The sequence below is a fragment of the Enterococcus sp. FZMF genome, from assembly GCF_030263915.1.
In the GTDB taxonomy this organism is placed as follows: domain Bacteria; phylum Bacillota; class Bacilli; order Lactobacillales; family Enterococcaceae; genus Enterococcus_D; species Enterococcus_D casseliflavus.
Genome location: NZ_CP127160.1, coordinates 2315391 through 2340782, shown reverse-complemented (window position 1 = coordinate 2340782; position 25392 = coordinate 2315391). Strand labels below are relative to the sequence as shown.

The window sequence follows — 25392 nt, the reverse complement described above, 5'->3', positions numbered from 1 at the left end:
GTCGAAAAAGAGGAGTAGATTGTTTTGAAAATTTCTAAAATTACAGTATATAAAGTAAAACCCCGCTGGATTTTTGTAAAATTGTCAACAGATGAAGGAATCGATGGCTGGGGAGAGATGATTTCTGGAACAAAAACCGAAACAGTTGTTGCAGGAGCTTATGAGGTAGGGGAAAGATTTCTGTTAGGACAAAACCCGTTTGAGATTGAGCGATTGTTCCAAGAAATGCACCGATCTTTCTTTCGTGGCGGTCCCATACATGGAACAATCGTGTCTGGTCTAGAGATGGCTTTGTGGGATATTAAAGGAAAAGCATTGAATGTTCCTATCTACGAACTATTAGGCGGTGCTGCTCGTGACAGAATCAAAGTATATTCTTGGATCGGCGGTGATCGTCCGGATGATGTCGCAGAGCAAGCACAAGATCGTGTTGACCGTGGGTTTACTGCAGTTAAAATGAACGCAACAGAGGAACTGCACTATATTGACTCTTATGTAAAGATAGAGGAAGTGGTGGAACGTGTCGCTTCGATTAGGGAACGCTTTGGTAATAAATTGGATATTGGAATTGATTTTCATGGGAGAGTCCACAAGCCGATGGCAAAAGTTTTAGCGAAGGCATTAGAACCTTATCATCCAATGTTTTTAGAAGAAGTTGTTCTTCCTGAGAATGAGGAACATTTTAAAGAAGTTGCCCAGCTTGTGGCAACGCCTCTAGCCACTGGGGAGAGACTGTATACTCGCTGGCAGTTTAAAACACTTTTTCAGCAAGGAGCAATAGATGTGATCCAGCCTGATGTGGCATTATGTGGAGGGATCATGGAAATGCGAAAAATAGCTGCCATGGCTGAAGCTTATGACGTGGCTGTTGCCCCGCACGCACCATATGGTCCCGTTGCTTTAGCAGCAACACTGCAAGTTGATTCTTGTACCCCAAATGTTTTTATTCAAGAGCAAAGCTTAGGAATCCATTATAATAAAGGTTTTGATCTGTTAGATTTTGTGAAAAACAAAGAAGTATTTCAGTATAAGGATGGCTATGTAGAATTACCAAGTAAGCCCGGTTTAGGGTTGGAGATGGATGAGGATAGAGTTAGAGATATTTCACAAGAAGGGTTGGTTTGGACCAATCCTAAATGGAAGAACTATGATGGCACTATTGCAGAATGGTAGTCTGAAAGGAAGTTATTCATGGCGGAAGCAATTATGATCAACTTATTTTTACTCGTTCTGTTAGTGATGCAACTCAAAGAGCAGCGCAAAATTCTTTTGCAGGCAAAAGCGAGCTCTATAAAAAAGACAACTGCTTTCATTCTGTCTGCGCTTCTTTTCGTCATTTTTTGGCCAGATCAGTTGAGTGACCAGTTGAAATTGTTTGCACTGATCGGCTTAGTCTGTTTAGTTGGTTTTTCAAAAGAAGGCTTAGGAGCAGATCAGCTGATCAAACTGGGTGTTTTAAAAGGTGAATATGATCAATATACTGCAATAGAGATTGAACAGACAGTAAATAATCAAACTTTTGTAACCTTTTATAAAAGCAAAAATAGCCGCTTCTCGCTTTTGTTTTCAGAGTCACCGCAAATCTTGGCAGAGTACTTCAGTTTATTGAAGAAGGAAGAGAAGCTAGTGTTTAAGGAAGAAGGATTGACGCAAAAGAAGCAAAGGAATACTAAAGTATCCCATTAATTTCGTTTGTGAAGAAGGACAAATTTAATAAATTGTGGTAATTCTTACTGATTTTAAGCAAAGACTAAAAATCAATCAGCTATATTTTTATTCACTATCGTCGGGTTATAAAAAAACTGGGAGAATGAACCATTCTCCCAGTTTTTTATCGTTTCGAAATCGCCGTGTGGGCATACGCCTCGATCAATGGAATGACTTCTAATTTTACTTTGTATTTGCGCTCTAGCGCAGTTTCGATGGTAAAAGTATCACTTTCTGTTTCAGAAATCGTTGCTAGAACACGATCTTCTTTCGGGGAAGCTTCGATCACGATCGTTTCTCCTGAAGATTGTTTGGCAGAAAATTTAGGGAATGCTGCGATTTTTTCAGCAAATGCTGAAAAAGTCATTGTGTTGTCAGCAGTATCAGCCATTGTTTCAGTTGCTTTTTCTACTTCTTTAGTTGATGCAGAGGTAGTCGGTGCAGCCGCTTCAGCTGGTGCTGATTCTTCCTTCACTTTCGCTGGTTCTTTTGCAGGAGCGGGTGCCGTACTTTCTTGCGGATTGGTCGGCAACCAGTAAGCAGCGATCTCATCGACTAAGTTATCGCTGAAACGATCAAGCAAACCAGCTTCTAAGCGTTGGATTCGTTTCACGACGATCTTGAAGTTCTCATCTAAAGGAACAGCGATTTTTTGTTCTTTTGGCGTTTCCTTCAACAATTCAATCAATAATTCCTCTTGGTTTTTAGGATTGATATACACAGTCGTCGGAAGGTCAAACTTATCTGCTGTTTTGCGCTCGATCGCTGTAAACAACTGTTGTCGAGCTGTTTCATAAGACGGGCGGAATTGTTGTTTCAATTTTGCTAATTGTTTCTTTTTCATAATCTTCTCCTCTCGATCACTATCGATTATAAGGAAAATTTACAGAAAAGAACAGTGATTCTCATGAAAAAATACAAAAAAATTTATATACTTCCTGAAAAAACACCATCGCTGCTAAAAAAGCGGCGCTGGTGTTTCTACTAGATCATTGATTTGATGGTACTTGGGCATCAGGACCAAAAGGTCATTTTCTCCAGTTGCGACTAAGTAGTTTTCCCAAAGAAAAAAGCGTGGTTCCCCAGTAAGTTTCTCGGTCAGCATCTGCTGATAGTCGCTGGTCGTCCATTGACGTGCTGGAAAGTGTTGGACTTTGTCTGGCCAAACGAGAAAAACAAAATCAGCATGTAAGGCTTTTTGAACAGCAGGGGAGAGGTGATTCAAATCAGTTTTTTTCATAGACTTCTCCTTTATAGAGAGTGAAATTAAAACCCTGTCGTATCTGGATTGGTCGCTTTCCCAACCACACCATCTAATTGATCGATCGTTTTCATGTCCTCTTCAGATAGCTCAAAATCAAAGACGTGGATGTTTTCTTCGATCCGACTTGGTGTGACTGATTTTGGTAATGGCAAGAAACCATGTTGTAAAGACCAGCGTAATGCAACTTGAGCGATTGATTTTTGATGCTTTTCAGCTAATGCTTTCATTTCTGGTACATCAAAGATCTTCCCAGTACCTAATGGGCTGTATGCTTCAAGCAATACATCGTGTTCTTGGCAATAAGTCACGACTTCTTCTTGTAACTCGCCAGGTGCAAGGAAAATTTGATTGACCATTGGGAAGATAGTCGCTGTTTTTTTCAATTCTTCAAAATGATGTGGTAAGAAGTTGCTGACGCCGATCGCTTTGATTTTGCCTGCTTGATACAACTCTTCAAAAGCACGCCATGTTTCTGCGTTCGCTGTTTGCCAATTGTCGCGAAAAGCCACTGGATTTGGCCAATGGATCAAGAAAAGATCGATATAGTCTGTTTGTAATTTTTCTAAAGATTCTTCAAAAGAGGACATCACAAGATCATAAGAATGGTTCGCATTCCATAATTTTGTAGTCAAGAAAAGCTCTTCGCGGGGAATGCCGCTTTCTTTGATCGCTTGACCAACACTGGCTTCATTTTTATAGCCTTGTGCTGTATCAATATGGCGGTAACCTACTTCTAGTGCTTTTTTGACTGATGCTACGGCAACGTCGCCGTCTGGTGTTTGCCATGTGCCAAAGCCTAGCTCAGGGATGGTCACATTGTTTGATAACGTATAGCTGTTCATGTTCATTCCTCCGTTTTCTGTGATACTTCTAGTTTAGCAGACGAGGCAGGAATTTCCAATGATTGCACCTTTTAAAAAGAAAGCGAATGTTGAAGGAAAATGCCGATTCGCTCTTGTCAGTTCGCCTATTTATTTTGTACACTAGACAAATGGATAAGGAGCGTAACCAATGGATATTTATTTGAAACATGCGATTTTACACATTGTGGACCGTCAAACAGGCGATCCAGTTTTTTCTCAAGTTGAACTTGATTTAACAACGGAATACATTCGTGATTATTTGACGAAGAAAATACAGAAACTTGCTACACCGCAAACCAAAACAGGTCGTTTACTCGAAACTTCAACGATCGCTCAATTGGTCAAACAAGCACCAGACGACTTTATCGCAGCCAGTGAAGCGATCGTGCAACGCTGGTATGAAGCGTACAAGGAAAGTGAAGATGCGCCAAGTGCGGATGCGTTTGTCGTCTTATATGAATTAGATACAAGAATGCAGCTGGCTTTTTTGAAGGTCAATTATCAAGATGGCTATACGCATTTTATTGATAATGGGGAGGCTGGGATCGAAAATAATTTGATTTTGCATCGTGCCTTATTAGCTGGTAAAACCCAAAAGGCAGATGAAGGGATCACGATCGATGTGGAGAGCTTAGACTTTGAACTGATTGAAAAGAAATATAGCTTTTCAGGTGAAAAATACGCCTACTTTTCAACAAAAGTCATTGATGCCGAACCGATCCCATCTTTAGAAGAAAATGTCAAAGTCATCAAAAAAGTAGCCGAAAAAATTGGTCAGAAATTTGAAACACCCACCTATAACGTTGTTGCCGATTTGAAAGAAGCGGTCTACGATACGATCGAAGAGTCTGGTCATATCGATGTGAGTGAAGTGGCGCAAAAAGTCTTTAAAGACAATATTACTGCTCAGCTTTCATTTCAAGAAGAAGTGGTTGAAAAAGGATTCGTCAATCAAGCACCGATGATGCGGGATGTTCGTGAAATCTCGGAGAAAAAATTTGGTAAGCAAAAACTAAAATTATCGAATGGAATCGAATTGATCGTTCCTTTGGATGTTTACCGAGATCCGAATTTGATCGAATTTATCAATAACCCCGATGGCACGATTTCCGTAACGATCAAAAATGTAGAAGAAGTGATTAATCGGATGTAACAAGAGCTGTTTTTAAGCAAACGATGGCAGAACAAGCACAAAAAGCAGGGCGTCCTCATTTAGAAAGAGGACGCCCTGCTTTTTTACAGACGCTTGCTTGATAGCAGCAATTATTGAGGGGTCAACTTTTCAAGAGCCGCTTGAGGAACGTCTTCTTCAGAAACTTCTTCCCAGCTTATAACGCCTTTGTTTGGATTGACCAATAGTTTCAAATAGGCGCCTTCTTTCAAAGGAGCGGAACGGTGTTCATTCATTTTGACCGTTTTGACGTCACCAGAGGCGCTGTAGGCTGTTTGTGTATAACGATAGATGTTTTCAACGACCCCCTCGTCACTGACTTCGGTATCGTGTTCCCCCGCATCGTTGATAACTGTATAATAGTCACTTCCACCATAGTAATAGTCATAAGTAAGGAAGCAGCCGCCAAGAAAAATTGCTGTAAAAACCAGCGCTGCAATGATTTTCTTCACATTTCTCACCTCATCTTCTATTATTCATAAAAACCAGGCTTGCGTCCAATCGATCACAAAAAGCAAAGAAATTCTTAGGGATTAGCTGCCGAGACCTCTTGCTTGACTTTGACTAATTTTGACCTATAATAAGGGTAGATTTAAACTTACAAAAAATAAGTTAATCCTTATCTCTTTGGAAGCGTAAATCGCAAAAATATGATTCGAGTCAACCAACGACTCAACTTTCTCTAGGAGGGAAACAATATGGCAAAACAACATTATGATCGTAGCAAACCCCATGTCAACATCGGAACGATTGGACACGTCGACCATGGGAAAACCACCTTGACTGCTGCAATTACCACAGTTCTTGGGAAAAAAGGGCTTGCCAATCCGCAAGATTACGCAAGTATCGACGCGGCTCCTGAGGAACGCGAACGTGGTATCACAATCAATACTGCTCATGTGGAATATGAAACGGAAAAACGGCACTATGCCCATATCGATGCACCGGGACACGCGGATTATGTGAAAAATATGATTACAGGGGCTGCTCAAATGGACGGCGCAATCTTGGTCGTATCAGCGACAGATGGCCCAATGCCACAAACACGGGAGCATATTTTGCTTTCTCGTCAAGTGGGTGTGAAACATTTGATCGTCTTTTTGAATAAGACGGACCTTGTCGATGATGACGAGTTGATCGATTTAGTTGAAATGGAAGTCAGAGAATTGCTGACTGAATATGATTTTCCTGGCGACGACATTCCTGTGATCAAGGGCTCTGCGTTAAAAGCCTTGGAAGGGGACCCAGATGCTGAAGCAGCGATCTTAACGCTGATGGATACAGTAGATGAATATATCCCAACGCCTGAACGAGATACTGACAAACCATTGTTGTTACCGATCGAAGATGTCTTTTCGATCACAGGACGGGGAACCGTTGCTTCTGGTCGGATCGATCGCGGCATGGTAAAAGTCGGGGATGAAGTAGAAATCGTCGGAATCAAACCTGAAACACAAAAAGCAGTCGTGACAGGGGTAGAAATGTTCCGCAAAACGATGGACTTCGGAGAAGCTGGCGATAACGTAGGGGTATTGTTACGGGGCATCACCCGTGATGAAATTGAACGTGGCCAAGTGTTAGCAAAACCAGGTTCTATCACACCGCATACGAAATTCCAAGCGGAAGTCTATGTGTTGACAAAAGAAGAAGGCGGTCGCCATACCCCATTCTTTAATAACTATCGCCCACAATTTTACTTCCGTACAACGGACGTAACTGGGAATATCGTTTTACCAGAAGGAACGGAAATGGTGATGCCTGGTGACAACGTAACGATCGATGTGGAATTGATCCATCCGATCGCTGTAGAAAATGGAACGACCTTCTCGATTCGTGAAGGTGGACGAACAGTCGGTTCTGGTATTGTTACCACGATCGAAAAATAATGATGAGTGAAACAGTGCTTCCTTTTGAAGAAGCGCTGTTTCCTTTTTCTTGTCGAAAGATCGCCAATCCCTCGGTCAGCTTAGGATTGCTTGTTTTTTTCTAAATAATCTTGTGATTTTATTAAGGATTTTTTAGGAGAGAAAAAATTCTAGTCAGCCCGTTCATTTCATAGTACGATAGATTCTGACTTAGAAAAGATGGGATGTATTTGATGAGAAAAATTCGACGTTTCCTAGGATTTATACTGAAGCTGGCCCTCGTGCTGCTGCTGATCGGGGCAGGGGTTTGGGTCTATCGAAACTACACGGCATTGAAAGCTGTCTATGCGTATGAAGAAGCAATCGCGCAACAGACGCAAGCCCACGACATCTCTGAATATCAGTCATTAGCCATGAGCATCATGCTGACGGAGTCAAAAGGACAAGGCAACGACCCGATGCAAAGTTCTGAAAGTGTTTATGGAAAACAAAATCAGTTCGATACGCCAGAACAAAGCATCGAACAAGGTGTTTCCTATTTAGCTGAGTTGATTGAAAAAGCCGAGCAAATGAACTGTGATCTTTGGACCGCCGTACAGGCGTATAATTTTGGTACAGATTATATTGATTATGTCGCTGCCCGAGGGGGAGTGAACACCTTAGAGTTAGCAGAAACATATTCCAGAGAGGTTTTATCTCCATTGTTAGGCAATGATACGGAACAAACCTATCGTTACTGGGGCATCCAATCCGTTTTTTATAATGGTGGTCACCTGTATCATAACGGCGGCAATTTATTCTACGCTGATTTAATAAAAATGAATCAATGGAAGATCAATGTTACGGCGCGTTTCTTTTCATAAGCGTTGTAAAATAACTGAAACAAAAAAGCTTGAAATACAAATAAAATATGGTAAAATCATTATGAGTGATTCTGTCTAATTATTCTTCGCACTGATATCTATTAGTGCGTTTTTTTACCTAGTAAACCGATGAATACTTACCAAATGGAGGTGAGTGGATGGCACGAATTCCTCAAACGGTCATTGACGACATTCGCGAACGTAGCAATATCGTCGATATCGTGGGACAGTATGTCCAGTTAAAGAAGTCTGGAAAAAATTATTTTGGTTTGTGTCCGTTCCATAATGAAAAATCACCTTCTTTTTCCGTTGCAGAGGACAAACAAATTTTTCATTGCTTTGGTTGTGGTCGTGGTGGAAATGTGTATGGTTTCTTACAGGAGCTTGAAGGGATCAGTTTTCCAGAAGCAGTCGTCAAAGTAGCAGAAATGAATGATATTCCTCTTGATCCGCAATATCAGCAGTCTGAAGGCATCAATGAAGCGACCTCACAAACGAGTCAATTGATTGCGTTACATGAAAAAGCCGCTGAAGTCTATCATCACATGTTGGTGAATACGGCTGCTGGACAAGAAGCGCTTGATTATTTATTAGATCGTGGATTGACGATGGCACTGATCGAAGAGTTCAATATTGGCTTTGCACCGAATGAACGCTCGTTTTTGGAGAAAGTTTTTTTGAATGAAAAAGCCAAAGCAGAGTTTTTTCCTGATACAGGACTCTTTGTTCAGCGCAACGATGGCTCACTGGCGGATCGCTTTTACCAGCGAATCATGTTTCCGATCCGCAATCCTCAGGGGAAAACGATTGGTTTTTCTGGTCGGTGGTTAGCAAGCGAAAAAGTCGGTGATCAAGACCAACCAAAATATTTAAATAGTCCTGAAACGATTCTTTTCAATAAACGCGAGGTTCTTTTCAACTTTGACAAAGCGCGACGAGCGATGCGTAAAGATGGCCAAGTGTATTTATTTGAAGGATTTATGGACGTGATCGCCGCTTGGCAAGCAGGGATCGAAAATGGGATCGCCTCGATGGGGACCAGCCTGACCAATCAGCAGATCGCTCACATCGAGCGAGTGGCACAAGAAGTGATTCTTTGTTACGATGGAGATAGTGCAGGGGTTGAAGCCACGAACCGTGGGATCGATCTTTTGCAAAACAATAGCCGCTTGAAATTATCTGTGGTTCGAGTGCCGGAACGGATGGACCCAGATGACTATTTGCGCAAATATGGGACAGAAGCTTTTTATAAATTAGCTGTACATGGGAAAGAAACCGTCTTTGCTTTCAAAATGGATTACCATCGAGCAAATCGAAATTTGGCCAATGAGAAAGAGCAGCTAGATTATGTCCAAGTCGTTTTAAAGGAATTACAGCGGGTGGATTCTTTGCTGGAGCAAGACCGTTATTTGACTCAGTTGTCCACAGAGTTCAACTTGAGCCGTGAGACCTTGCAGCAGCAGCTCAAGCAAAACCGGCAAGAGCAGCAGCCGCGGCAAGATGCACCGCCGCCAGCGCCAACAACCAATAATCCTATGGTCTTTACGCCGCCAACGCGGCAGCAGCCCAAAACACAGGTAGAAAAAGCACAAGAATTATTATTGTACCGTTTGTTTCATGACAGTACGTTAAACCATCGCTTTCGAGCGAGTGGCATATCCTTTATCCATGATCGTTACCAACAGCTTTATCTGCTGTTTGATGCGTATATGGAAACAGAAGAACACTTTGTTTTAGCAAAGTTCTTAGATTTTTTAAAAGAAGATTCAATGAAAAAAATGGTGATCGATATTGCAGATCTTAAAGCTTCTGAGGAAGGGACTGAACAAGAATTTCAGGACATTCTGCAGGTATTTCAAAAGTCGGGCATTGCTGAAGAAATCAATCAAAAACGAATCCAGCAGCAAGAAGCAAGACAAAAAGGAAACCAGCAATTAGAACTTGAACTTGCGATCGAAATCATTGATTTAACCAAACGGTTGAAACAAGCTAAATAGCGAACTGAAAGGGGCTTTCTTTCATGGCAGAAGAAACAAAAAAAACGTATGACAAAGCAGTTGCCGAATACATCCGAGAAAACAAAACAAAGGGGCAAGTTGTTTACGATGACATTACGAATCGTTTAGCAACGCCGTATACTTTGGATGCTGATGCAATGGACAAATTAATTCAAAAACTGGAGGATTCAGGCATCAGTGTCGTGGATGAAAATGGAGAGCCTTCAGTCCATAGTCTAAAGAGCAATGAAAAACGACAAGAAACACAACCTCAAGAAGATCTGTCTGCACCAACTGGTGTGAAAATCAATGACCCCGTTCGGATGTACTTGAAAGAAATCGGTCGTGTGCCGTTATTGACCGCAGAAGAAGAAGTGGCGCTCGCACTGAAAATCGAAGAAGGCGATCAAGAGGCAAAACAGCGTTTGGCAGAAGCCAACCTACGTTTGGTCGTTAGTATTGCCAAACGTTATGTGGGTCGAGGAATGCAATTCCTTGATTTGATCCAAGAAGGAAACATGGGCTTGATGAAAGCCGTTGAGAAATTCGACTACCGCAAAGGGTTCAAATTCTCGACGTATGCGACCTGGTGGATCCGTCAAGCGATCACCCGTGCGATCGCTGACCAAGCGCGAACCATTCGTATTCCTGTGCATATGGTGGAAACCATCAACAAATTGATCCGTATTCAACGGCAATTGCTGCAAGACTTAGGGCGCGAACCGACACCAGAAGAAATCGGCGCAGAAATGGATCTGCCGACGGAAAAAGTTCGTGAAATCTTGAAGATCGCTCAAGAACCTGTTTCATTAGAAACACCGATCGGTGAAGAAGACGATTCTCATCTAGGTGATTTTATTGAAGACCAAGATGCCACAAGTCCAGCAGAGCATGCGGCTTATGAGCTGTTGAAAGAGCAGCTAGAAGATGTACTGGATACGTTGACTGACCGTGAAGAAAACGTGCTGCGCTTGCGTTTCGGAATCGATGATGGTCGTACTCGGACATTAGAAGAAGTCGGCAAAGTCTTTGGGGTAACGAGAGAACGGATTCGTCAGATCGAAGCAAAAGCATTACGGAAACTACGCCATCCATCTCGTTCAAAACAATTGAAAGATTTCTTAGAATAATCAAGGTTTATCGACTTTCCAAAGGAACCCTTTGGAAAGTCTTTTTTATTCAGATTCTGTCCTCTCGACACAAGATTGGTAAAGAACTTAATAAAAACGTAACCAAGCAAGTGTTGGCTAATTGCCAAGAATGTGATAAATTTAATTTTGTGCATCTGCATCAAAACGTAACAAACAACGAAGTGTCAAAAAAGACCCATTATTTGCTGGTCTAAAAAAAGAAGCAGTAGGTACAGCAAGCGTCTGATGAAAGAGGCGACTGCTTCATAAAAGGAAATGCAAAAAACAAAAGGAGTCAGTTTGAATCAATGAAGAAGACATGTCCTGAATGTGGATTTCAAGCAATAGAAGAAACACCCGTTTGTCCCAATTGCGGGTTCCAATGGAACCAGGCAAAGGAGAATGAACTGGAACCAACATCTGACTCTTCCGTTACGCCAGAAGAGCCACAGAATAAAAATGATGATATTCGCTGGTCAGACTTTAAAAACGTCCCGATCGGAAAAATGGAGGAGCACTTAGGTGATCGGCCATCCTCAAATGAAGAAACGATCGACCTCGCGCAGCAAGGGACTTTTTCCGATGAGCAACATGTAACCCCCACATCAGCCTCTAAAAAAGAAGCTGAGGAAAAAACGGAAGTAGAAAGTTCTAGCGCAACGCAAGAGCATGCGACATCAGCCAGTGAGGAAGCAAGTGAAACCGATGCATTAAGTACGGAGGAACAGCATGACGCTGATATTTTGGCTGCTTATATCCGCCAACACAAACTTGATGAAGAAGAAAAAGCCGCTGCTCTAGAAGCAGAAGCCGCCACTGATGATTTGTCTGCTACTGAAGAAGAAAGTCAGGAACAAGCCAGTGAGGAACCTCTACTGATAAGCGAAGATGAACCAGTGACGGATCCAGTCATTGAAGAAGCGAAGAAGCAGCCAGAACCAGTGATCGATCCAATTCCTGAGCCGATCACCGCAGCGGATGAAGCACCGAAAAAGGCGACTACTGAAGAAAAAACGTCGACGCCTAGCGAAAAAAAGAAGAGTCCTCGCAAAGCACTCTATATTACAGCGGCTTGTTTATTAGTGGCAGCTGGTGGCGGTTGGGCGTATTACTATCAACAGCAGCAACAAGAAACAGCCCGAGAAACGCAACTGGCGCAGGAAAACCGTACACTCGATCAAATTGAAAATGAGCTGAATGATTTTTATACAAATGATGAACGAGTGTTCATTAAAAACGACAAAACATCAGAACAGCTGACGGCTGTGACGAATCAGTTGGCAGAGTTTCAAGACCATGAACGGTACGATGCCTTGTCACAAGAAGCTGCGACGATCGCTGACAAACTAGCAACTTTGACCGAGATCAACAGCTATTTTAGCAGTCCTGCCGTTGTGGAAGATCAATTGGAAGAAGTCTCATTGAAAGAAGCGGCTGCCGTCACAATGGCGAAGCGTGAGAACGGGGATGCCTTTGATGAGTTGATCAATCAAGCCATCGACATGGGACAAAAAGAGTTCAGTGCGATCGAGGAAGTTCAAAATGCGGTGAAGAGCATGGTGGCTTTAAGTGGTGATGGTGAAGCACCTGAAAGTGTCACCCGTGAGAACTACAATGCCTTGATGAAAAAAGTCCAAGCTTTACCGATCGATTCATTGGTGGAAAGTCTCACTGCTGATCTGCGCAAAGTCGATACTGCGTTGACGAAGCGTGAAACCGCTACGCAAGAAGCAGCGGCACAACAACAAGCGGCCCAAGAAGCAGCACAAGCGGCGGCTTCTGAGAACAACGCTTCCGCTTCGAGCGGCGGTTCTACAAGCGCTGCGACGCCTGCACAAAGCACGTCTGAAGAAGAGTATGTGCTTTCGCCAAATACGCCAACAAATACCAATAATCAGCCAATTATTCCAGCCCGTCAAAGTGATTTGAATGATGTAAACAATAGCGCTTGGGTGTGGGCAGATGGTGTCCAAGAAAAAATCATTGCCACAGCGATTGCCCGTGGTTACGTGGTTGATGGTGGTTATACTTTTGAACGTGTGCGGATCGTCAACGGCGAAGGCTATTACAATTTTTATGCGACAAATGCCCAAGGCAGCTTGCTTAAAGGAACGGATGATTCAGCGTTCCCGCTATACTTATTTACGGTAAACGCCAAAACTGGCTATTTCAGAGGCAATGGGAACGATCACACCGTTCGCTAAGTCTCCTGAGTCACTAGAAAACTTTCAGAGTTATTACATGCACATGTGAAAAATACTTGTTTCCCCTCCCTGTTTTCGATATGATGAAAGATAATCGTTCAAACAGGGAGGGTTTTTTGTGCAGAAAATAGAAAGATATGATCGCTTTGAAGATGGGGTCATTGCTTGTGTACCAACGATTCTTGGGTACTTAGGGATTGGTTTTGCGATGGGGGTCGTAGGAAAAGGTGTTGGGTTGTCGATTCTTGAAATTATTTTAATGTCTATTATTGTCTATGCAGGCAGTGCTCAATTTATTATTTGTGCATTACTCGCGATTCAAGCACCTTTCATGACGATCGTCGCAACCGTCTTTTTAGTGAATTTACGACATTTCTTAATGAGCTTATCAGTGGCTTCCTATTTTAAAAAGACTCCTTTGCTTTCTGCTATTGGGATTGGGACGCTTTTGACTGATGAGTCCTATGGCGTTTTGACGACGGCACTGCAACAAGACAAACCAGTCACAGCGAAATGGACCCATGGGTTGAACGTGATGGCGTATTTGAGTTGGATCTTCGCAACCTTTTTGGGCGGACTATTAGGCTCGTTTATTCCAGATCCAGAAGCGTTAGGCTTAGATTTTGCCTTGGTAGCCATATTTGTTGGTCTTTTTTTATTTCAAGTAGAGCGACCCCTCAAGAAGAAAACCCAGCAAACGCTCTTAGTACTCGGGTCAGTTATGGGGACATTGATTTTATTTATGCGTTTTTCTACTGCTGAGATCGCGGTAATTGCTGCGACCTTGGCAGGATGTTTGGTTGGGACGGTGACACATCATGACTAATTTTGTTATACTAATGCTAGCATGTGGGTTGGTTACTTGGATTCCGCGGATCGTTCCTTTTTTATTTTCTAAAAAGCTCGTATTTCCGAAACCTTTCACCATCTTTTTGAGTTACTTGCCGTTGTGTATTTTGGCGGCATTGTTGGTTCAAAATTTGCTGATCTTTCGAGAAGGGCAATTTCCCATCTTGAAAGTCAAAGAAACTATTGCCTGTATCCCAGCATTGTTGGTGGGGTATTATACAAAAGATTTGATGAAGATCGTTATCACAGGCGTTATTGCTATGGCACTGCTGCGTTTCTTTTTCTAGCAACGGGCAGTTTTTATGAAGAAGGAGAGAATAGATGAAAGACTTATTAGCATCCGTATTTAGCGGATTGATCATTGATGAAAATGAACAGAATTATTTTGTTCAAAAAGGCGGGGTTACCTTCCGACTAGCCAAGGAAGAAGGCGAACATCATTTAGGTGAAGCCGTCGAAGGGTTTGGCTATCAAAACCAAAAGCAAGAAAATGTACTCACTACGAATATTCCGAAAAGCCGCAAAGGGCATTATGCCTTTGGTACAGTCACAGGAAGCCGTCGCGACTTAGGTGTTTTCGTCGATATCGGTTTAAAAGACAAGGACATGGTGGTTTCATTAGATGAATTGCCAACAATGCGGGAACTTTGGCCCAAAAAAGGCGATCGTTTGATGGTCAGCTTGCGCGTCGACGACAAAGAGCGTATATGGGCTTCGTTAGCAGATGAGAAAATCTTCAAGGCACTGAGTAAGAATGGTACGGAACAGATGAAGAATCAAGATGTTACAGGTACCGTGTATCGCTTAAAACTAGCGGGAACCTACTTATTGACGGATGATTTTTATATTGGCTTCGTCCACCCATCAGAGCGCTATCAAGAGCCGCGTCTTGGGGAAGTTGTCAAAGGACGAGTGATTGGGGTTCGTCCAGATGGCGTCTTGAACCTTTCGTTGAAACCAAGAGCTCACGAGGCGATTTCAAATGATGCCGCCATGGTCCTAACCTTTTTAGAACGAGCACCAGAAAATAAAATTCCTTTTACCGATAAATCAGCACCAGAAGAGATTTTACAAACGTTTGGTATTAGTAAAGGCCAATTTAAACGGGCGTTAGGAACCTTGATGAAACAGCGTTTGATTGAGCAAAAAGATGGCTTTACGATTCTTGTTAAAAAACCTAATTGAGAATACTTGTTTCTTTTGCTGTTCTAATTTATAATGATTACAATGTTTGTCTTGGGTGATTCTCACTCAAATTAGAATCGTTATAAATTAGCGGCATACGGAGGCAACTATGAACACAACAGCAGCGTTAAAAAAGACCAAGAAACAATTGCACGAGTCGGGGTTCAAATTAACTCCTCAGCGAGAAGCAACGTTGTTGGTCTTATTAGAAAATGAGAAAGATCATTTATCCGCCGAAGAGATTTTCTTCTTTGTGCGCAAAAAAAATTCTGAGATTGGCTTAGCAACCGTCTATCGAACATTGGAGATTTTGACGGATTTGAAAATCGTCGATAAAGTCAGTTTTAATGACGGTGTCGCTCGTTATGACCTACGTAAAGAAGGCGCCAAGCATTTCCATCATCACTTGTTGTGTTTGGAATGCGGCAATATCGAAGAGGTTGAAGAGGATCTGTTGGGCACAGTCGAAGAGATCGTCGAACAAAAGTACCATTTTTTAGTAAAGGATCATCGGTTGACATTTCATGGTGTCTGCCAAAAATGCCAAAACAAAGCCTAGTGTCTGTAGCTGGGTAATTTGAAAAAAATTTGTTATCACCCGAATGATAGTCAGATGGTTTCGATAGGAAGAGTGCTCTTTTTTCCAATTTGAAAGAACCAAAAAATCTGCTATGATTCGGGTGTTTCCTTGGGAAAAAGATACGGGTAGATGCCTCTTTTTTGTTGGCAAGCTACTATCTAAACGAGCCAGAATTTGATATGATAAAAAAGCTGAAAGTAGAGGAAGCCCCATGAACGAACAAATTATTGATTATCTTCATTATTTGACCATTGAGCGCGGGCTATCCCAAAATACCCGTGCCAGCTACCAGCGGGATCTGCAACAGTATCTTGCGTTTTTACAAAAAAAACAAGTGACGCAGTGGCAACAGATCGACCGAGTGATCGTTTTGTCTTTTTTGCAAAGTTTGCAAGAGGCGGGAAAATCCTCGGCAACCGTGATTCGGATGGTTTCCAGTTTGCGAAGATTCCATCAATATTTGCGTCAAGAACGGTTGACAGATCATGATCCGATGCAGCATATTGATTCGCCGAAAAAACAGCAGAAGCTACCTGACACTTTGAGTTTGCAGGAAGTGGAGCGCTTGATCGAAACACCAGATACTCGAGCGGTGTTGGGCATTCGCGATCGAGCGATTTTGGAAGTGATGTATGCGACAGGCTTGCGCGTCAGCGAGTTGATCGGCTTGAAACTGAATGATTTGCATTTAAGTATGGGCTTGTTGCAAACAACCGGGAAAGGCGACAAAGAACGGATCGTCCCACTAGGGGATTTAGCGATTCAATGGATCGAAACGTATCTCAGCGATGCACGTCCGTATTTGACGAGAAAAACACCGGATGAAAGCCACCTGTTTGTAAACAACCACGGTACGCAGCTGTCTCGTCAAGGGATCTGGAAAAATTTAAAAGCCTTGGTTCGACAAGCTGGGATCACCAAAAATGTGACTCCCCATACACTGCGCCATAGTTTTGCGACCCATCTATTAGAAAACGGGGCAGATCTGCGAACGGTTCAAGAGCTGTTAGGACACGCAGATATCTCGACCACTCAGATTTACACGCATATAACGAAGAAACGGATGACGGAAGTGTACAAGCAGCACTTTCCGCGCGCCTAGAAATCGAGGATGGAATGGAAGAAATCAAAATAAAATTAGCTGTCTTTGAAGGACCGTTGGATTTGCTGCTTCATTTGATCAAAAAACTGGAAATCGATGTTTATGACATTCCAGTTGCAACCATCACCGAACAATACATGCAGTATATCCATGCCATGAAAATTTTAGAATTAGAAGTCGCTGGTGAATATTTAGTCATGGCGGCAACTCTGATGGCGATCAAAAGCCAGATGCTGTTACCGAAACAAGAGCTGATTGCTGAAGTGGAAGAGTACGAAGAAGATCCACGAGATATGCTGGTGGCACAGCTGCTAGAATACCGCAAATTTAAGTATGCAGCCGAGCAGCTTTCCGAAAAAGCGGAAGAGCGCAGTTTGTATTATACGAAAGATCCGATGGATGTCGATGAATACAAAGAGGAAGAAGATCAGTTAAGAGCCAATCAATTTAATACGATCGATCTCTTTTTGGCTTTTCAAAAAATGATCGAGAAAAAGAAAAATCGCCAAGTACTAGAAACCAAAATTTCTCCTGATGAAAGCACCATCGATGAAAAGATGGCGGCGATTCAGCTGGAGATGCAACATGTCAGTGCCAAAAAAGGCCGCAGCTTTGATTCGTTTTTTACGACCTACAATAAAACAGAAGTTGTGGTAACTTTTATGGCACTATTAGAATTAATGAAAAAAGGAACGATTCGAGTAGAGCAAACAGACAATTATGCGTCGATTCTGCTCTATCCAACAGGTAAAGAAGATGAGTAAATATAGTGAATTAGAAGCGATCTTATTCGTCGTCGGTGATGAGGGGATCGGACTTGAAGAATTGAGTTACTTAGTCAAAAGCAATACTGCCAGTGTCTATCAGCATTTGCAGGAACTAAATCAGCAATATGAAGAAAATGAACATACTGCGTTGCATATTCTTGAAGTGGGCAATCATTTTATTTTGACCACCAAGAAACAATTTGCCCCTTTATTGAAGAAATATGCTGAATCACCGATGGGCTGCTCGTTGTCGCAGGCCGCTTTAGAAACGTTGTCGATCATTGCTTACAAGCAGCCGATCACTCGGATGGAAGTAGAAGAGATTCGAGGCGTCCAATCTAGCGGATCGGTTCAAAAATTGGTGGCAAAACGACTGATTGAAGAAAAAGGCCGCGTTGACGGACCAGGACGAGCGATCCTATATGGTACGACGGAATACTTTATGGATTATTTTGGCTTAAAAAGTTTGGCTGAATTACCCGATATCCAATCCATGGAAGATGAACTTGAAGAAGATGCACCGTTTGATCTTTTTTACGACCGCTACAAACAAGCAGAAACAGAAGGAGAATGAAGATGGAACGTTTGCAAAAAGTGATTGCCCATGCTGGCATCACCTCAAGAAGAAAAGCTGAAGGATTGATAACCGAAGGCCGAGTGCGCGTCAACGGGCAAGTGATCAAAGAATTAGGGGTCCAAGTTAGTTCAAAAGATGTTGTTGAAGTCGATGGTGTACCAATCGAACAAGAACAACACGTCTATTATCTATTCTACAAACCTCGTGGTGTGATCTCAGCTGTAACGGATGATAAAAAGCGCAAAGTCGTTTTGGATTATTTTGCTGAAGTTCCTGAACGGGTGTATCCCGTCGGGCGCTTGGACTATGATACCTCTGGTTTGTTATTGCTGACAAATGATGGGGAATTGTCACAGACACTGATGCATCCGAAACACGAAGTCGACAAAGTGTACGTTGCCAAAGTCAAAGGGATTGCGGATAAAAAGCAGCTGCTCCCATTGACAAAAGGGATTCGGATCGAAGGTCGTAAGACGGCACCTGCTCGCTTTGAGATCTTGTCGACAGACCAAACAGCGCAATCTAGTATTGTGCAATTGACGATCCACGAAGGACGCAACCATCAAGTCAAAAATATGTTAAAAGCAGTTGGTTTGCCTGTGCAAAAATTAAAACGGGAAAATTATGGTCCGTTAGATTTGAAAGGTCTTCGTCCAGGGGAATACCGAGAGCTGACGAAGAAGGAAGTCAGCCAGCTGAAAAACAGTGCAAAATAATTGAAAAGTATCTGAAAACGTAACTATTGTTAATTTTTAGATTTTGTGTATAATAGGACATGTAATAAATAGAATAAAGGTTCGTCTTCAGGGGCAGGGTGCAATTCCCGACCGGTGGTTATAGTCCACGACCTATTTCTTCGGAAATAGCTGAATCGGTGAAATTCCGATACCGACAGTACAGTCTGGATAAAGAAGATAGAGCGTATTTGATTTGCTTATGGCTATTTCGAATGCCCTCTTTTTTCCCTGTGGAAAAAAGAGGGTATTTTTTGTCTGGCGCCGACAAGAAAGCCGAGGAAATTTAATAGGTTCGTTTGAAGAGGAATCCTGAACTTAGGAGGATTTATACTGATGAACAACAAAACAAGAAAAATGGTGACGATCGCCATGTGTGCTGCTATGGGAACAATTTTGCAATTTATCGCTTTTCCGATTTTCCCAGCATTTAGCTTTTTAAAGATCGATTTTAGTGATATTCCCGTGATGATCATGATGTTTTTATTTGGTCCTTGGAGCGGGGTATTGACTGCTTTCATTCGTTCGGTGCTGCATTTGTTCTTATCTGGTTTTTCACCTGCTGATATGGTGGGGGATACGGCAAGCTTTTTAGCATCATGTGCCTTTACTTTGCCAATGTACTACTTTTTCCGCAAAGGTATTCACACCAAAAACAAAATGGTTGGTGTCATCAGCGGTATCTTGTCGGTAACGATTTTTATGAGTGTGGCGAACCTATTTGTGATCACACCGCTTTACCTGCGCTTTTTCGGGGTTACAGCCGATCAATTTTTAGGAATGTCTTTGCCGCAATATGTGGCGATCGGGATCTTACCTTTCAATTTGGTCAAAGGCGCAATCGTCAGTGCTGTCTTTTTAGCACTTCACGCCAAACTGCTGCCATGGTTGGCTCGTAAGCAGCCCCATCATTCTGCTATAGGAAAATAAAAAAATGAGCCGACTTGCTGTTGCAGACGAAAGGTCTGTCAATGGCAAGTCGGCTTTTTTTATTTTTCCATGATAATCGCACGGGTAGGGCATTTGCGATAAGCAGTTTTGACTTTTTCTTGTTGGTCTTCTATGATAAACTGTTGCCGAGCATTCGGTTCTTGGGCAAATAAAACGATCCCGTCTTCATCATAATCGAAGATCTCGGGGGCATAGATCGCACATAGGCCACAAGCAATGCAGCGCTCAGGAATAATTTTACAGCGTTGTGACATTTTTTAGTCCTTTCTGGAGGGGAAATATGGATTCTTTTATTTTAGCGCTGTTTTCTGATACTGACAAGCTGCGCCCATCGACACTTTATCAAATTCTCATTGGTAAGCGTACTAGCTCTGTCTTGAGTTATGCTTTTTTTTATGATCGCTTAGGTCTCTTTCAATCGTTGCCCCAGTTGAATGAGAAAGCGTATCAACAGACGCTCGCTGACTTGATCCAACGAGGGGCTCTAAGTCGAGATTCAGATGGTCTGCTGCTCAAAACGACCGCTATAAACAGCCAGCAGCCAGGTGAACGATTGTTGCGTTATGCGAATTACTTTCGTTATGGACGAACGACGGAGGAGGCTTGGCGTTTTGTTCGGCTGCTGGTTCAAGCAGCTGCGTATCAAGGCGTGACCAATCAGTATATTCCCGTTGAAAACACGCCACTCTATACAGAACCTGTCCGTCAGCTGATCCGTCACAATCCTGACATCAAAAAGTGCTTGTATCAAGAGTTAACAGCAATTTTTGACCAGCTTCCCGCAGAAGTGGCAGATTTTTTAGCGGGCACCTTATCGGGTCCAGATATTCTAGGGCAGGCGTTTTTTCAGCTTTTACCAGAAAATGTTCGAAGTAAGCCTTGGGACACTCTTTATGTAGGAGCTTCGATCCATCAATTTTTAACCTTGATCGAAAAAACGCCCCAGACGATCCTGTTTCGAGGATTGTCGCCTTTTCTAAAGAGAAGTTTAAACCAAAGCATGGTGGAAAGCCGAGCATTGTTTTTGCGAGGCGATTCTGTCGAGCAGATTATGGAAAAAAGAAGGATCAAACGAGGAACTGTTAATGATCATTTGATTGAGTGGGCATTGCTTGATCCCACGTTTCCTTTTCAGCGCTTTGATACAGCGTTGTTGAAAAAGCTGCCAGAAGCTTCTTGGAAAAATAGCTATCAAGAATTACAGGCGCTTCTTACGACTGATTTTTTGACGATTCGTTTGTTACAGATTGCTCAGAAGCGAGGGATTCGATGTTAGAAGATGCGCTGAATCAGTATTTTGGTTTCAAAACATTCCGCCAAGGACAAAAAGAAGTCATCGAAAGTGTTTTAGCACAGCAAGATACGTTAGCGATTCTACCTACTGGGAATGGCAAAAGTCTGTGCTATCAGCTGCCAGGGTACCTAGTAGACGGGATCGTGATCATTATCTCGCCGTTAGTCTCTTTGATGGAAGATCAAGTCTACGGCTTACAAAAGCAAAGGGAAAAACGCGCGATTGCGTTTAATAGTCAATTGGACCTTGCCGATCGCCAGTATGTGATGCAGCATTTGCAGAAGTACAAGTTTTTGTTTTTAAGTCCAGAAATGATCGTACAAGAAGCTGTTTTGCATCAATTGGAACAGGTTAAGATCGCCATGCTCGTGGTGGATGAAGCCCACTGTGTTTCGCAATGGGGCATTGATTTTCGACCAGAGTACTTGCAGCTTGGTGAAGTAAAGAAACGCTTGAAGGCACCCGTTACGTTAGCCTTGACGGCCACTGCAACAGCACAAGTGGAAGAAGACATACGGCAAGTATTATTAGCAAAGAACGCCAATGTCTACCGTTATTCGATGAACCGCAGCAATATCGGCTTGTTCGTAGAGCAAACGACAGACAAAGATGCGGCATTAGCAGACTATCTCAGCCGCTTAGGCGGGGCTGGGATCATCTACTGTTCCACAAGAAGCAAAGTCGAAGAAGTCTATAACAAACTGCGTCAGCGCTATCTGGTAGGCTATTATCATGGTGGTCTCGCGAGTGATCAAAGAAAAACATTGCAGCAGCAGTTTTCTCAGAATAAATTAAAATTACTCGTTGCTACCAATGCCTTTGGGATGGGGATCAATAAGGAAGATATTCGCTTTGTGATCCATTATGATCTACCTGATTCGTTAGAGAATTACAGTCAAGAAATCGGGCGAGCTGGTCGTGATGGCAAACAAAGCAATGCGATTTTGCTTTATCAGGAACATGATGAGCAGATCCATTACTTCTTTCAGCGAGAAAATAAAGAAGAACGCCTTGCTTTAGAACGAATGATTCAGGAGAAGAGGAAAGAACCCTTGACACCGTTGCAAGAAAAGTGGCAGCAAAAAATGAAAGAGTTGGGGACTTCCTTTTGGCTGGAAACATTAAAACGCAATGAACAGCAAAAACAAGAACAATTACAGAAAATGTTGGCTTATATTCATTTTACAGGTTGTCGCCGACAATTTTTACTGGCGCATTTCGGAGAGGAAGCCCAGGAGAATCCTTATTGTTGCGACAATGACGGGATCGAAATAGCGGGTGAAGAACAGCTGCCCGAGAAAAAGGAAGCCCATCATTGGCAGGAACGTTTAATAAAAATTTTTAAAGATATAAATTGAATCGTATTTTGTAGGACAGTTTTTATTTACCTATGGTATAATACATCGGAAGGAAACTAGGAGGGAATACGAGTGAGCAAGAAAGACAATGACTACAATTCAGAAAATCAAGAACCGTGGGAACAACCAATCTATGATACAGAATACGATGATTCTGCATCAAGATCCCAACAAAGAAAACAAAAGCGTGGGAATTCACTCTTTTTGACGATCGTTTTAGTTTTGCTTTTCTTGATCGTGGCAATTCCGGTTGGTGCCGGTATTTGGGTATTGAACCATAACAATGATGCCCCAACCACAGCAAGTTCGAGCAGTACTGTAGAAAGTACGACAGAGTCTTCAACAACCGAATCATCAACGACGGAATCATCCACTACGGAATCGACAAGTGAAACGAGTTCGTCAACAAGTGAATCAAGTTCTTCATCAAGTAGCAGTAGTTCTGCACCAGCTTCAACGACGCCATCAAGTAGTGAACCGGCGCAACAAGAAAACAATGCGGGACAAGAGAATACGCAAACTGATCAAGGTCAAGGCGCAACTGGTACCGAGGAATACACGACAGTCCAAGCTGGCGAAGGTCCTGAACAAGTGGCAGCCCGTACAGGCATCTCAGTTGAAACCCTATATCAATTAAATGGGATTGATCCAAACAACTACATGCTTTACCCTGGCGACACCTTACGAATTAAATAAAAAACCGCTTTGGCGGTTTTTTTTCTTGAAAGAAAGAAGCCAAGGTGGACGATAAGCAGAAACGATGAAGGAATACACATCGTTGGGAAACGAGGAGTAAGAAAAATGAAAAAAATCAACATCGCTATTGATGGTCCTGCGTCATCTGGGAAAAGCACAGTGGCAAAAATCATCGCGAATGACCTGGGATTTATTTATACGGATACTGGTGCCATGTATCGAAGCATCACGTATTTAGCTTTAAAAACGGGCTGTTCACTTGAAGATGAAGCGGCGATCGCTGCTTTGATCGATCAATACCCCATCACTTTTGAACCGACTGAACACGGTCAAGAGGTCTTTGCAGGAGGAGAGCAAGTCACCGAAGCGATCCGTCAGCCAGAAGTAACCAACGCAGTTTCGAAGGTGTCGGCATACCCTGCGATTCGTGAAAAACTCGTCCAACAACAGCAGTTGATCGCTAAAGATGGCGGTGTCGTGATGGATGGGCGCGATATTGGTACGGCGGTTTTACCACAAGCAGAAGTTAAGATTTTTCTGGTAGCAAGTGTGGAAGAACGCGCACAGCGCCGTTTTAAAGAAAATCAGCAAAAAGGGATCAAAACCGATTATGAGACGTTGAAAGAAGAAATCCAGCAAAGAGATTATCTGGATTCTCACAGAGAAGTCTCCCCTTTGAAACAAGCGGAGGATGCGGTTCGAATCGATACGTCTGGTTTAACGATTGAGCAAGTCGTCGAAGCAATCAAAAATACCATCAAAGAAAAAATTGATTAACAAAAACAATGGGTGTTCCCCATTGTTTTTTTATTTTTCGAAACCAAAAGATGAAAGTGAGTAAGAAAACAGAGGTGAAAAGACTTTTTTAACGAAAAAACCGTAGTTTTTTAGGAAAATAAGAGAAATCGCTTTATTTTTTTTTCATTCTATTTTAAACTAAAAGATGTAGTGCAATTATTGCAGAATTGTTGGTTAGGAGGACATGAGAGATGACAGAATTTGAAAATAATCAGGTTGAGAGTGGAAATGAATCAATGGAAGCCGCTTTAGACAATTTCCAAGAAGTAAAAGTTGGAGATATCGTTAAAGGTGAGGTATTGGCCATTGAGGATAAACAAGCGATCGTAGGGATCGAAGGCGCCGGCGTTGAAGGCGTTGTTCCTGCAAAAGAATTATCAACTTTACCTGTTGAAGACATCAACGAAGCAGTCAAAGTTGGGGATGTCTTAGAATTGGTTGTGATTTCAGCAATCGGTAAAGACAAAGAAAACGGCAGCTATCTCCTTTCTAAACGTCGCTTAGACGCGAAAAAAGTTTGGGAAGATATCGAAAAAGATTTCCAAGAAGGAAAAATCATTGAAGCACCAGTCACCAACGTCGTTAAGGGCGGGTTAGTGGTTGATGTAGGTGTTCGTGGGTTTGTCCCAGCATCAATGGTCGAAGACCATTTTGTTGCGGATTTCGAAGATTACAAAGGGAAAACATTGACCTTCAAAATCGTTGAGATCGAGCCTTCAGAAAACCGTTTGATCCTTTCTCATAAAGCAGTTGTCGAAGCAGAAAAAGCAAAACAAAAAGAAGCTTTATTAGCTGATTTATATGAAGGACAAGAAGTAGAAGGAAAAGTAGCGCGTTTGACCGACTTTGGTGCCTTCGTAGACCTTGGCGGCATCGATGGACTTGTCCATGTCTCTGAAATTTCTCATGGACATGTTGGCAAACCGAGTGACGTTTTATCTGTTGGCGATACCGTCAATGTGCGTATCTTATCTGTTGATGCAGACAAAGAACGTGTGTCACTTTCGATCAAAGACACATTGCCTGGACCTTGGACCAATATTGAAGAGCAAGCGGCTGTTGGCAGTGTCTTGACAGGGACTGTTAAACGCTTGACAAGCTTCGGTGCGTTTGTGGAAGTCTTCCCAGGTGTTGAAGGGCTGATCCATATTTCACAAATCTCCCATAAACACATTGCGACACCACATGAAGTCTTACAAGAAGGTGATGAAGTGCAAGTGAAAGTGCTTGAAGTGAACCCTTCAGAACACCGAATCGCATTAAGTATCAAAGCATTAGAAAAAGCCGAAAACACCAATGAAACACAAGAGGTTTCAGAGGACGACTATCAATTGCCAGAAGAATCAACTGGTTTTACTATGGGTGATATCTTAGGTGATGCCTTAAAAGACAGCGACGAAGAGTAATTGTATGCCATCAGCTTATAACGATTCGATG

General features: G+C 42.5%; 27 protein-coding genes and 1 riboswitch. Of the genes, 22 read left to right on the top strand and 5 right to left on the bottom strand.

What is annotated here, in order from left to right:
• The first annotated feature begins 24 nt into the window (after nt 1–24).
• Both dgoD and QN079_RS11330 read left to right on the top strand, forming a co-directional pair.
• Nucleotides 25–1173 (top strand): galactonate dehydratase, encoded by a 1149-nt coding sequence (dgoD, locus tag QN079_RS11335; protein ID WP_060792348.1) that lies wholly within the window; start codon nt 25–27, stop codon nt 1171–1173.
• An 18-nt stretch (nt 1174–1191) separates the two neighbouring features.
• Nucleotides 1192–1686, top strand: coding sequence for a hypothetical protein (locus tag QN079_RS11330; RefSeq protein ID WP_289229770.1), 495 nt, complete (start codon nt 1192–1194; stop codon nt 1684–1686).
• 145 nt (nt 1687–1831) lie between these two features.
• Here QN079_RS11330 and QN079_RS11325 read toward each other — a convergent pair whose 3' ends face one another.
• The 3 genes from QN079_RS11325 to QN079_RS11315 form a co-directional block, all read right to left on the bottom strand.
• Nucleotides 1832–2551 (bottom strand): hypothetical protein, encoded by a 720-nt coding sequence (locus QN079_RS11325; RefSeq protein ID WP_010749217.1) that lies wholly within the window; start codon nt 2549–2551, stop codon nt 1832–1834.
• A 114-nt stretch (nt 2552–2665) separates the two neighbouring features.
• Nucleotides 2666–2947: a hypothetical protein gene (locus QN079_RS11320; protein WP_015510084.1), complete on the bottom strand. Its 282-nt coding sequence runs from the start codon at nt 2945–2947 to the stop codon at nt 2666–2668.
• A 26-nt stretch (nt 2948–2973) separates the two neighbouring features.
• Nucleotides 2974–3819 carry an aldo/keto reductase gene (locus QN079_RS11315; protein WP_005229282.1) on the bottom strand — a complete coding sequence of 282 codons (846 nt, stop codon included), beginning with the start codon at nt 3817–3819 and terminating at the stop codon, nt 2974–2976.
• A gap of 163 nt (nt 3820–3982) precedes the next feature.
• Between QN079_RS11315 and QN079_RS11310 the strand changes: the two genes are divergently transcribed.
• Nucleotides 3983–4987 carry a nucleoid-associated protein gene (locus tag QN079_RS11310; protein WP_005229284.1) on the top strand — a complete coding sequence of 335 codons (1005 nt, stop codon included), beginning with the start codon at nt 3983–3985 and terminating at the stop codon, nt 4985–4987.
• Between the two features lie 110 nt (nt 4988–5097).
• On the opposite strand, the gene QN079_RS11305 is transcribed toward QN079_RS11310, so the two are convergent.
• Nucleotides 5098–5457 (bottom strand): YxeA family protein, encoded by a 360-nt coding sequence (locus QN079_RS11305; protein WP_015510082.1) that lies wholly within the window; start codon nt 5455–5457, stop codon nt 5098–5100.
• A 246-nt stretch (nt 5458–5703) separates the two neighbouring features.
• Between QN079_RS11305 and tuf the strand changes: the two genes are divergently transcribed.
• From tuf to QN079_RS11235, 14 genes are all read left to right on the top strand, one after another.
• Entirely contained in the window at nt 5704–6891 is a 1188-nt protein-coding gene (tuf, locus tag QN079_RS11300) for an elongation factor Tu (protein ID WP_005229289.1), read from the top strand.
• 212 nt (nt 6892–7103) lie between these two features.
• The gene (locus tag QN079_RS11295) at nt 7104–7733 is read left to right on the top strand and encodes a lysozyme family protein (RefSeq protein WP_005229291.1); all 630 of its coding nucleotides are present in this window, start codon (nt 7104–7106) and stop codon (nt 7731–7733) included.
• 158 nt (nt 7734–7891) lie between these two features.
• Complete coding sequence (gene dnaG / locus QN079_RS11290) at nt 7892–9730, top strand: DNA primase (protein ID WP_015510081.1); 1839 nt, start codon at nt 7892–7894, stop codon at nt 9728–9730.
• 23 nt (nt 9731–9753) lie between these two features.
• A complete protein-coding gene (gene rpoD / locus QN079_RS11285; protein WP_005229298.1) occupies nt 9754–10860 on the top strand; it encodes an RNA polymerase sigma factor RpoD in 1107 nt (368 codons plus the stop codon).
• Nucleotides 10861–11168: 308 nt separating this feature from the next.
• Nucleotides 11169–13064 carry a cell division site-positioning protein MapZ family protein gene (locus QN079_RS11280; protein WP_159160878.1) on the top strand — a complete coding sequence of 632 codons (1896 nt, stop codon included), beginning with the start codon at nt 11169–11171 and terminating at the stop codon, nt 13062–13064.
• A 118-nt stretch (nt 13065–13182) separates the two neighbouring features.
• Entirely contained in the window at nt 13183–13890 is a 708-nt protein-coding gene (locus QN079_RS11275; protein ID WP_289229769.1) for an AzlC family ABC transporter permease, read from the top strand.
• Nucleotides 13883–14200, top strand: a complete 318-nt coding sequence (locus QN079_RS11270; RefSeq protein WP_015510078.1) for an AzlD domain-containing protein — start codon at nt 13883–13885, stop codon at nt 14198–14200. The genes QN079_RS11275 and QN079_RS11270 overlap by 8 nt, the downstream gene beginning before the upstream one ends.
• A gap of 34 nt (nt 14201–14234) precedes the next feature.
• Nucleotides 14235–15098 carry a CvfB family protein gene (locus tag QN079_RS11265; RefSeq protein ID WP_015510077.1) on the top strand — a complete coding sequence of 288 codons (864 nt, stop codon included), beginning with the start codon at nt 14235–14237 and terminating at the stop codon, nt 15096–15098.
• 109 nt (nt 15099–15207) lie between these two features.
• Nucleotides 15208–15657, top strand: a complete 450-nt coding sequence (fur, locus tag QN079_RS11260) for a ferric iron uptake transcriptional regulator (RefSeq protein WP_015510076.1) — start codon at nt 15208–15210, stop codon at nt 15655–15657.
• Nucleotides 15658–15889: 232 nt separating this feature from the next.
• Nucleotides 15890–16780, top strand: a complete 891-nt coding sequence (gene xerD, locus QN079_RS11255; RefSeq protein ID WP_015510075.1) for a site-specific tyrosine recombinase XerD — start codon at nt 15890–15892, stop codon at nt 16778–16780.
• Nucleotides 16781–16794: 14 nt separating this feature from the next.
• On the top strand, nt 16795–17544 hold the full coding sequence (locus QN079_RS11250; protein ID WP_005229314.1) for a segregation/condensation protein A: 750 nt from the start codon (nt 16795–16797) through the stop codon (nt 17542–17544).
• Entirely contained in the window at nt 17537–18121 is a 585-nt protein-coding gene (scpB, locus tag QN079_RS11245) for an SMC-Scp complex subunit ScpB (RefSeq protein WP_289229768.1), read from the top strand. The genes QN079_RS11250 and scpB overlap by 8 nt, the downstream gene beginning before the upstream one ends.
• 2 nt (nt 18122–18123) lie before the next feature.
• On the top strand, nt 18124–18840 hold the full coding sequence (locus tag QN079_RS11240) for a pseudouridine synthase (RefSeq protein ID WP_074536680.1): 717 nt from the start codon (nt 18124–18126) through the stop codon (nt 18838–18840).
• 79 nt (nt 18841–18919) lie between these two features.
• Nucleotides 18920–19044: riboswitch (FMN riboswitch) on the top strand.
• Nucleotides 19045–19194: 150 nt separating this feature from the next.
• Nucleotides 19195–19788 carry an ECF transporter S component gene (locus QN079_RS11235; RefSeq protein ID WP_010749232.1) on the top strand — a complete coding sequence of 198 codons (594 nt, stop codon included), beginning with the start codon at nt 19195–19197 and terminating at the stop codon, nt 19786–19788.
• Between the two features lie 59 nt (nt 19789–19847).
• On the opposite strand, the gene QN079_RS11230 is transcribed toward QN079_RS11235, so the two are convergent.
• Nucleotides 19848–20063, bottom strand: a complete 216-nt coding sequence (locus tag QN079_RS11230; protein ID WP_005229322.1) for a ferredoxin — start codon at nt 20061–20063, stop codon at nt 19848–19850.
• A gap of 26 nt (nt 20064–20089) precedes the next feature.
• Between QN079_RS11230 and QN079_RS11225 the strand changes: the two genes are divergently transcribed.
• The 5 genes from QN079_RS11225 (at nt 20090) to rpsA (ending at nt 25361) form a co-directional block, all read left to right on the top strand.
• On the top strand, nt 20090–21085 hold the full coding sequence (locus tag QN079_RS11225; RefSeq protein ID WP_289229767.1) for a helix-turn-helix domain-containing protein: 996 nt from the start codon (nt 20090–20092) through the stop codon (nt 21083–21085).
• A complete protein-coding gene (locus QN079_RS11220) occupies nt 21079–22461 on the top strand; it encodes a RecQ family ATP-dependent DNA helicase (protein WP_289229766.1) in 1383 nt (460 codons plus the stop codon). The genes QN079_RS11225 and QN079_RS11220 overlap by 7 nt, the downstream gene beginning before the upstream one ends.
• 72 nt (nt 22462–22533) lie before the next feature.
• Nucleotides 22534–23157 carry a LysM peptidoglycan-binding domain-containing protein gene (locus QN079_RS11215; protein ID WP_015510072.1) on the top strand — a complete coding sequence of 208 codons (624 nt, stop codon included), beginning with the start codon at nt 22534–22536 and terminating at the stop codon, nt 23155–23157.
• Nucleotides 23158–23262: 105 nt separating this feature from the next.
• The gene (cmk, locus tag QN079_RS11210) at nt 23263–23934 is read left to right on the top strand and encodes a (d)CMP kinase (RefSeq protein ID WP_289229765.1); all 672 of its coding nucleotides are present in this window, start codon (nt 23263–23265) and stop codon (nt 23932–23934) included.
• Between the two features lie 212 nt (nt 23935–24146).
• Nucleotides 24147–25361: a 30S ribosomal protein S1 gene (rpsA, locus tag QN079_RS11205; RefSeq protein ID WP_005229333.1), complete on the top strand. Its 1215-nt coding sequence runs from the start codon at nt 24147–24149 to the stop codon at nt 25359–25361.
• The last annotated feature ends 31 nt before the right edge of the window (nt 25362–25392 follow it).

What these genes read in the sequence shown, in the direction of transcription:
- QN079_RS11330 (WP_289229770.1), top strand. Translation starts at nt 1,192, where the DNA reads ATGGCGGAAGCAATTATGATCAACTTATTTTTACTCGTTCTGTTAGTG.
- QN079_RS11325 (WP_010749217.1), bottom strand. Translation starts at nt 2,551, where the DNA reads ATGAAAAAGAAACAATTAGCAAAATTGAAACAACAATTCCGCCCGTCT.
- QN079_RS11320 (WP_015510084.1), bottom strand. Translation starts at nt 2,947, where the DNA reads ATGAAAAAAACTGATTTGAATCACCTCTCCCCTGCTGTTCAAAAAGCC.
- QN079_RS11315 (WP_005229282.1), bottom strand. Translation starts at nt 3,819, where the DNA reads ATGAACATGAACAGCTATACGTTATCAAACAATGTGACCATCCCTGAG.
- QN079_RS11310 (WP_005229284.1), top strand. Translation starts at nt 3,983, where the DNA reads ATGGATATTTATTTGAAACATGCGATTTTACACATTGTGGACCGTCAA.
- tuf (WP_005229289.1), top strand. Translation starts at nt 5,704, where the DNA reads ATGGCAAAACAACATTATGATCGTAGCAAACCCCATGTCAACATCGGA.
- QN079_RS11295 (WP_005229291.1), top strand. Translation starts at nt 7,104, where the DNA reads ATGAGAAAAATTCGACGTTTCCTAGGATTTATACTGAAGCTGGCCCTC.
- dnaG (WP_015510081.1), top strand. Translation starts at nt 7,892, where the DNA reads ATGGCACGAATTCCTCAAACGGTCATTGACGACATTCGCGAACGTAGC.
- rpoD (WP_005229298.1), top strand. Translation starts at nt 9,754, where the DNA reads ATGGCAGAAGAAACAAAAAAAACGTATGACAAAGCAGTTGCCGAATAC.
- QN079_RS11280 (WP_159160878.1), top strand. Translation starts at nt 11,169, where the DNA reads ATGAAGAAGACATGTCCTGAATGTGGATTTCAAGCAATAGAAGAAACA.
- QN079_RS11270 (WP_015510078.1), top strand. Translation starts at nt 13,883, where the DNA reads ATGACTAATTTTGTTATACTAATGCTAGCATGTGGGTTGGTTACTTGG.
- QN079_RS11265 (WP_015510077.1), top strand. Translation starts at nt 14,235, where the DNA reads ATGAAAGACTTATTAGCATCCGTATTTAGCGGATTGATCATTGATGAA.
- fur (WP_015510076.1), top strand. Translation starts at nt 15,208, where the DNA reads ATGAACACAACAGCAGCGTTAAAAAAGACCAAGAAACAATTGCACGAG.
- xerD (WP_015510075.1), top strand. Translation starts at nt 15,890, where the DNA reads ATGAACGAACAAATTATTGATTATCTTCATTATTTGACCATTGAGCGC.
- QN079_RS11250 (WP_005229314.1), top strand. Translation starts at nt 16,795, where the DNA reads ATGGAAGAAATCAAAATAAAATTAGCTGTCTTTGAAGGACCGTTGGAT.
- scpB (WP_289229768.1), top strand. Translation starts at nt 17,537, where the DNA reads ATGAGTAAATATAGTGAATTAGAAGCGATCTTATTCGTCGTCGGTGAT.
- QN079_RS11240 (WP_074536680.1), top strand. Translation starts at nt 18,124, where the DNA reads ATGGAACGTTTGCAAAAAGTGATTGCCCATGCTGGCATCACCTCAAGA.
- QN079_RS11235 (WP_010749232.1), top strand. Translation starts at nt 19,195, where the DNA reads ATGAACAACAAAACAAGAAAAATGGTGACGATCGCCATGTGTGCTGCT.
- QN079_RS11230 (WP_005229322.1), bottom strand. Translation starts at nt 20,063, where the DNA reads ATGTCACAACGCTGTAAAATTATTCCTGAGCGCTGCATTGCTTGTGGC.
- QN079_RS11225 (WP_289229767.1), top strand. Translation starts at nt 20,090, where the DNA reads ATGGATTCTTTTATTTTAGCGCTGTTTTCTGATACTGACAAGCTGCGC.
- QN079_RS11220 (WP_289229766.1), top strand. Translation starts at nt 21,079, where the DNA reads ATGTTAGAAGATGCGCTGAATCAGTATTTTGGTTTCAAAACATTCCGC.
- cmk (WP_289229765.1), top strand. Translation starts at nt 23,263, where the DNA reads ATGAAAAAAATCAACATCGCTATTGATGGTCCTGCGTCATCTGGGAAA.
- rpsA (WP_005229333.1), top strand. Translation starts at nt 24,147, where the DNA reads ATGACAGAATTTGAAAATAATCAGGTTGAGAGTGGAAATGAATCAATG.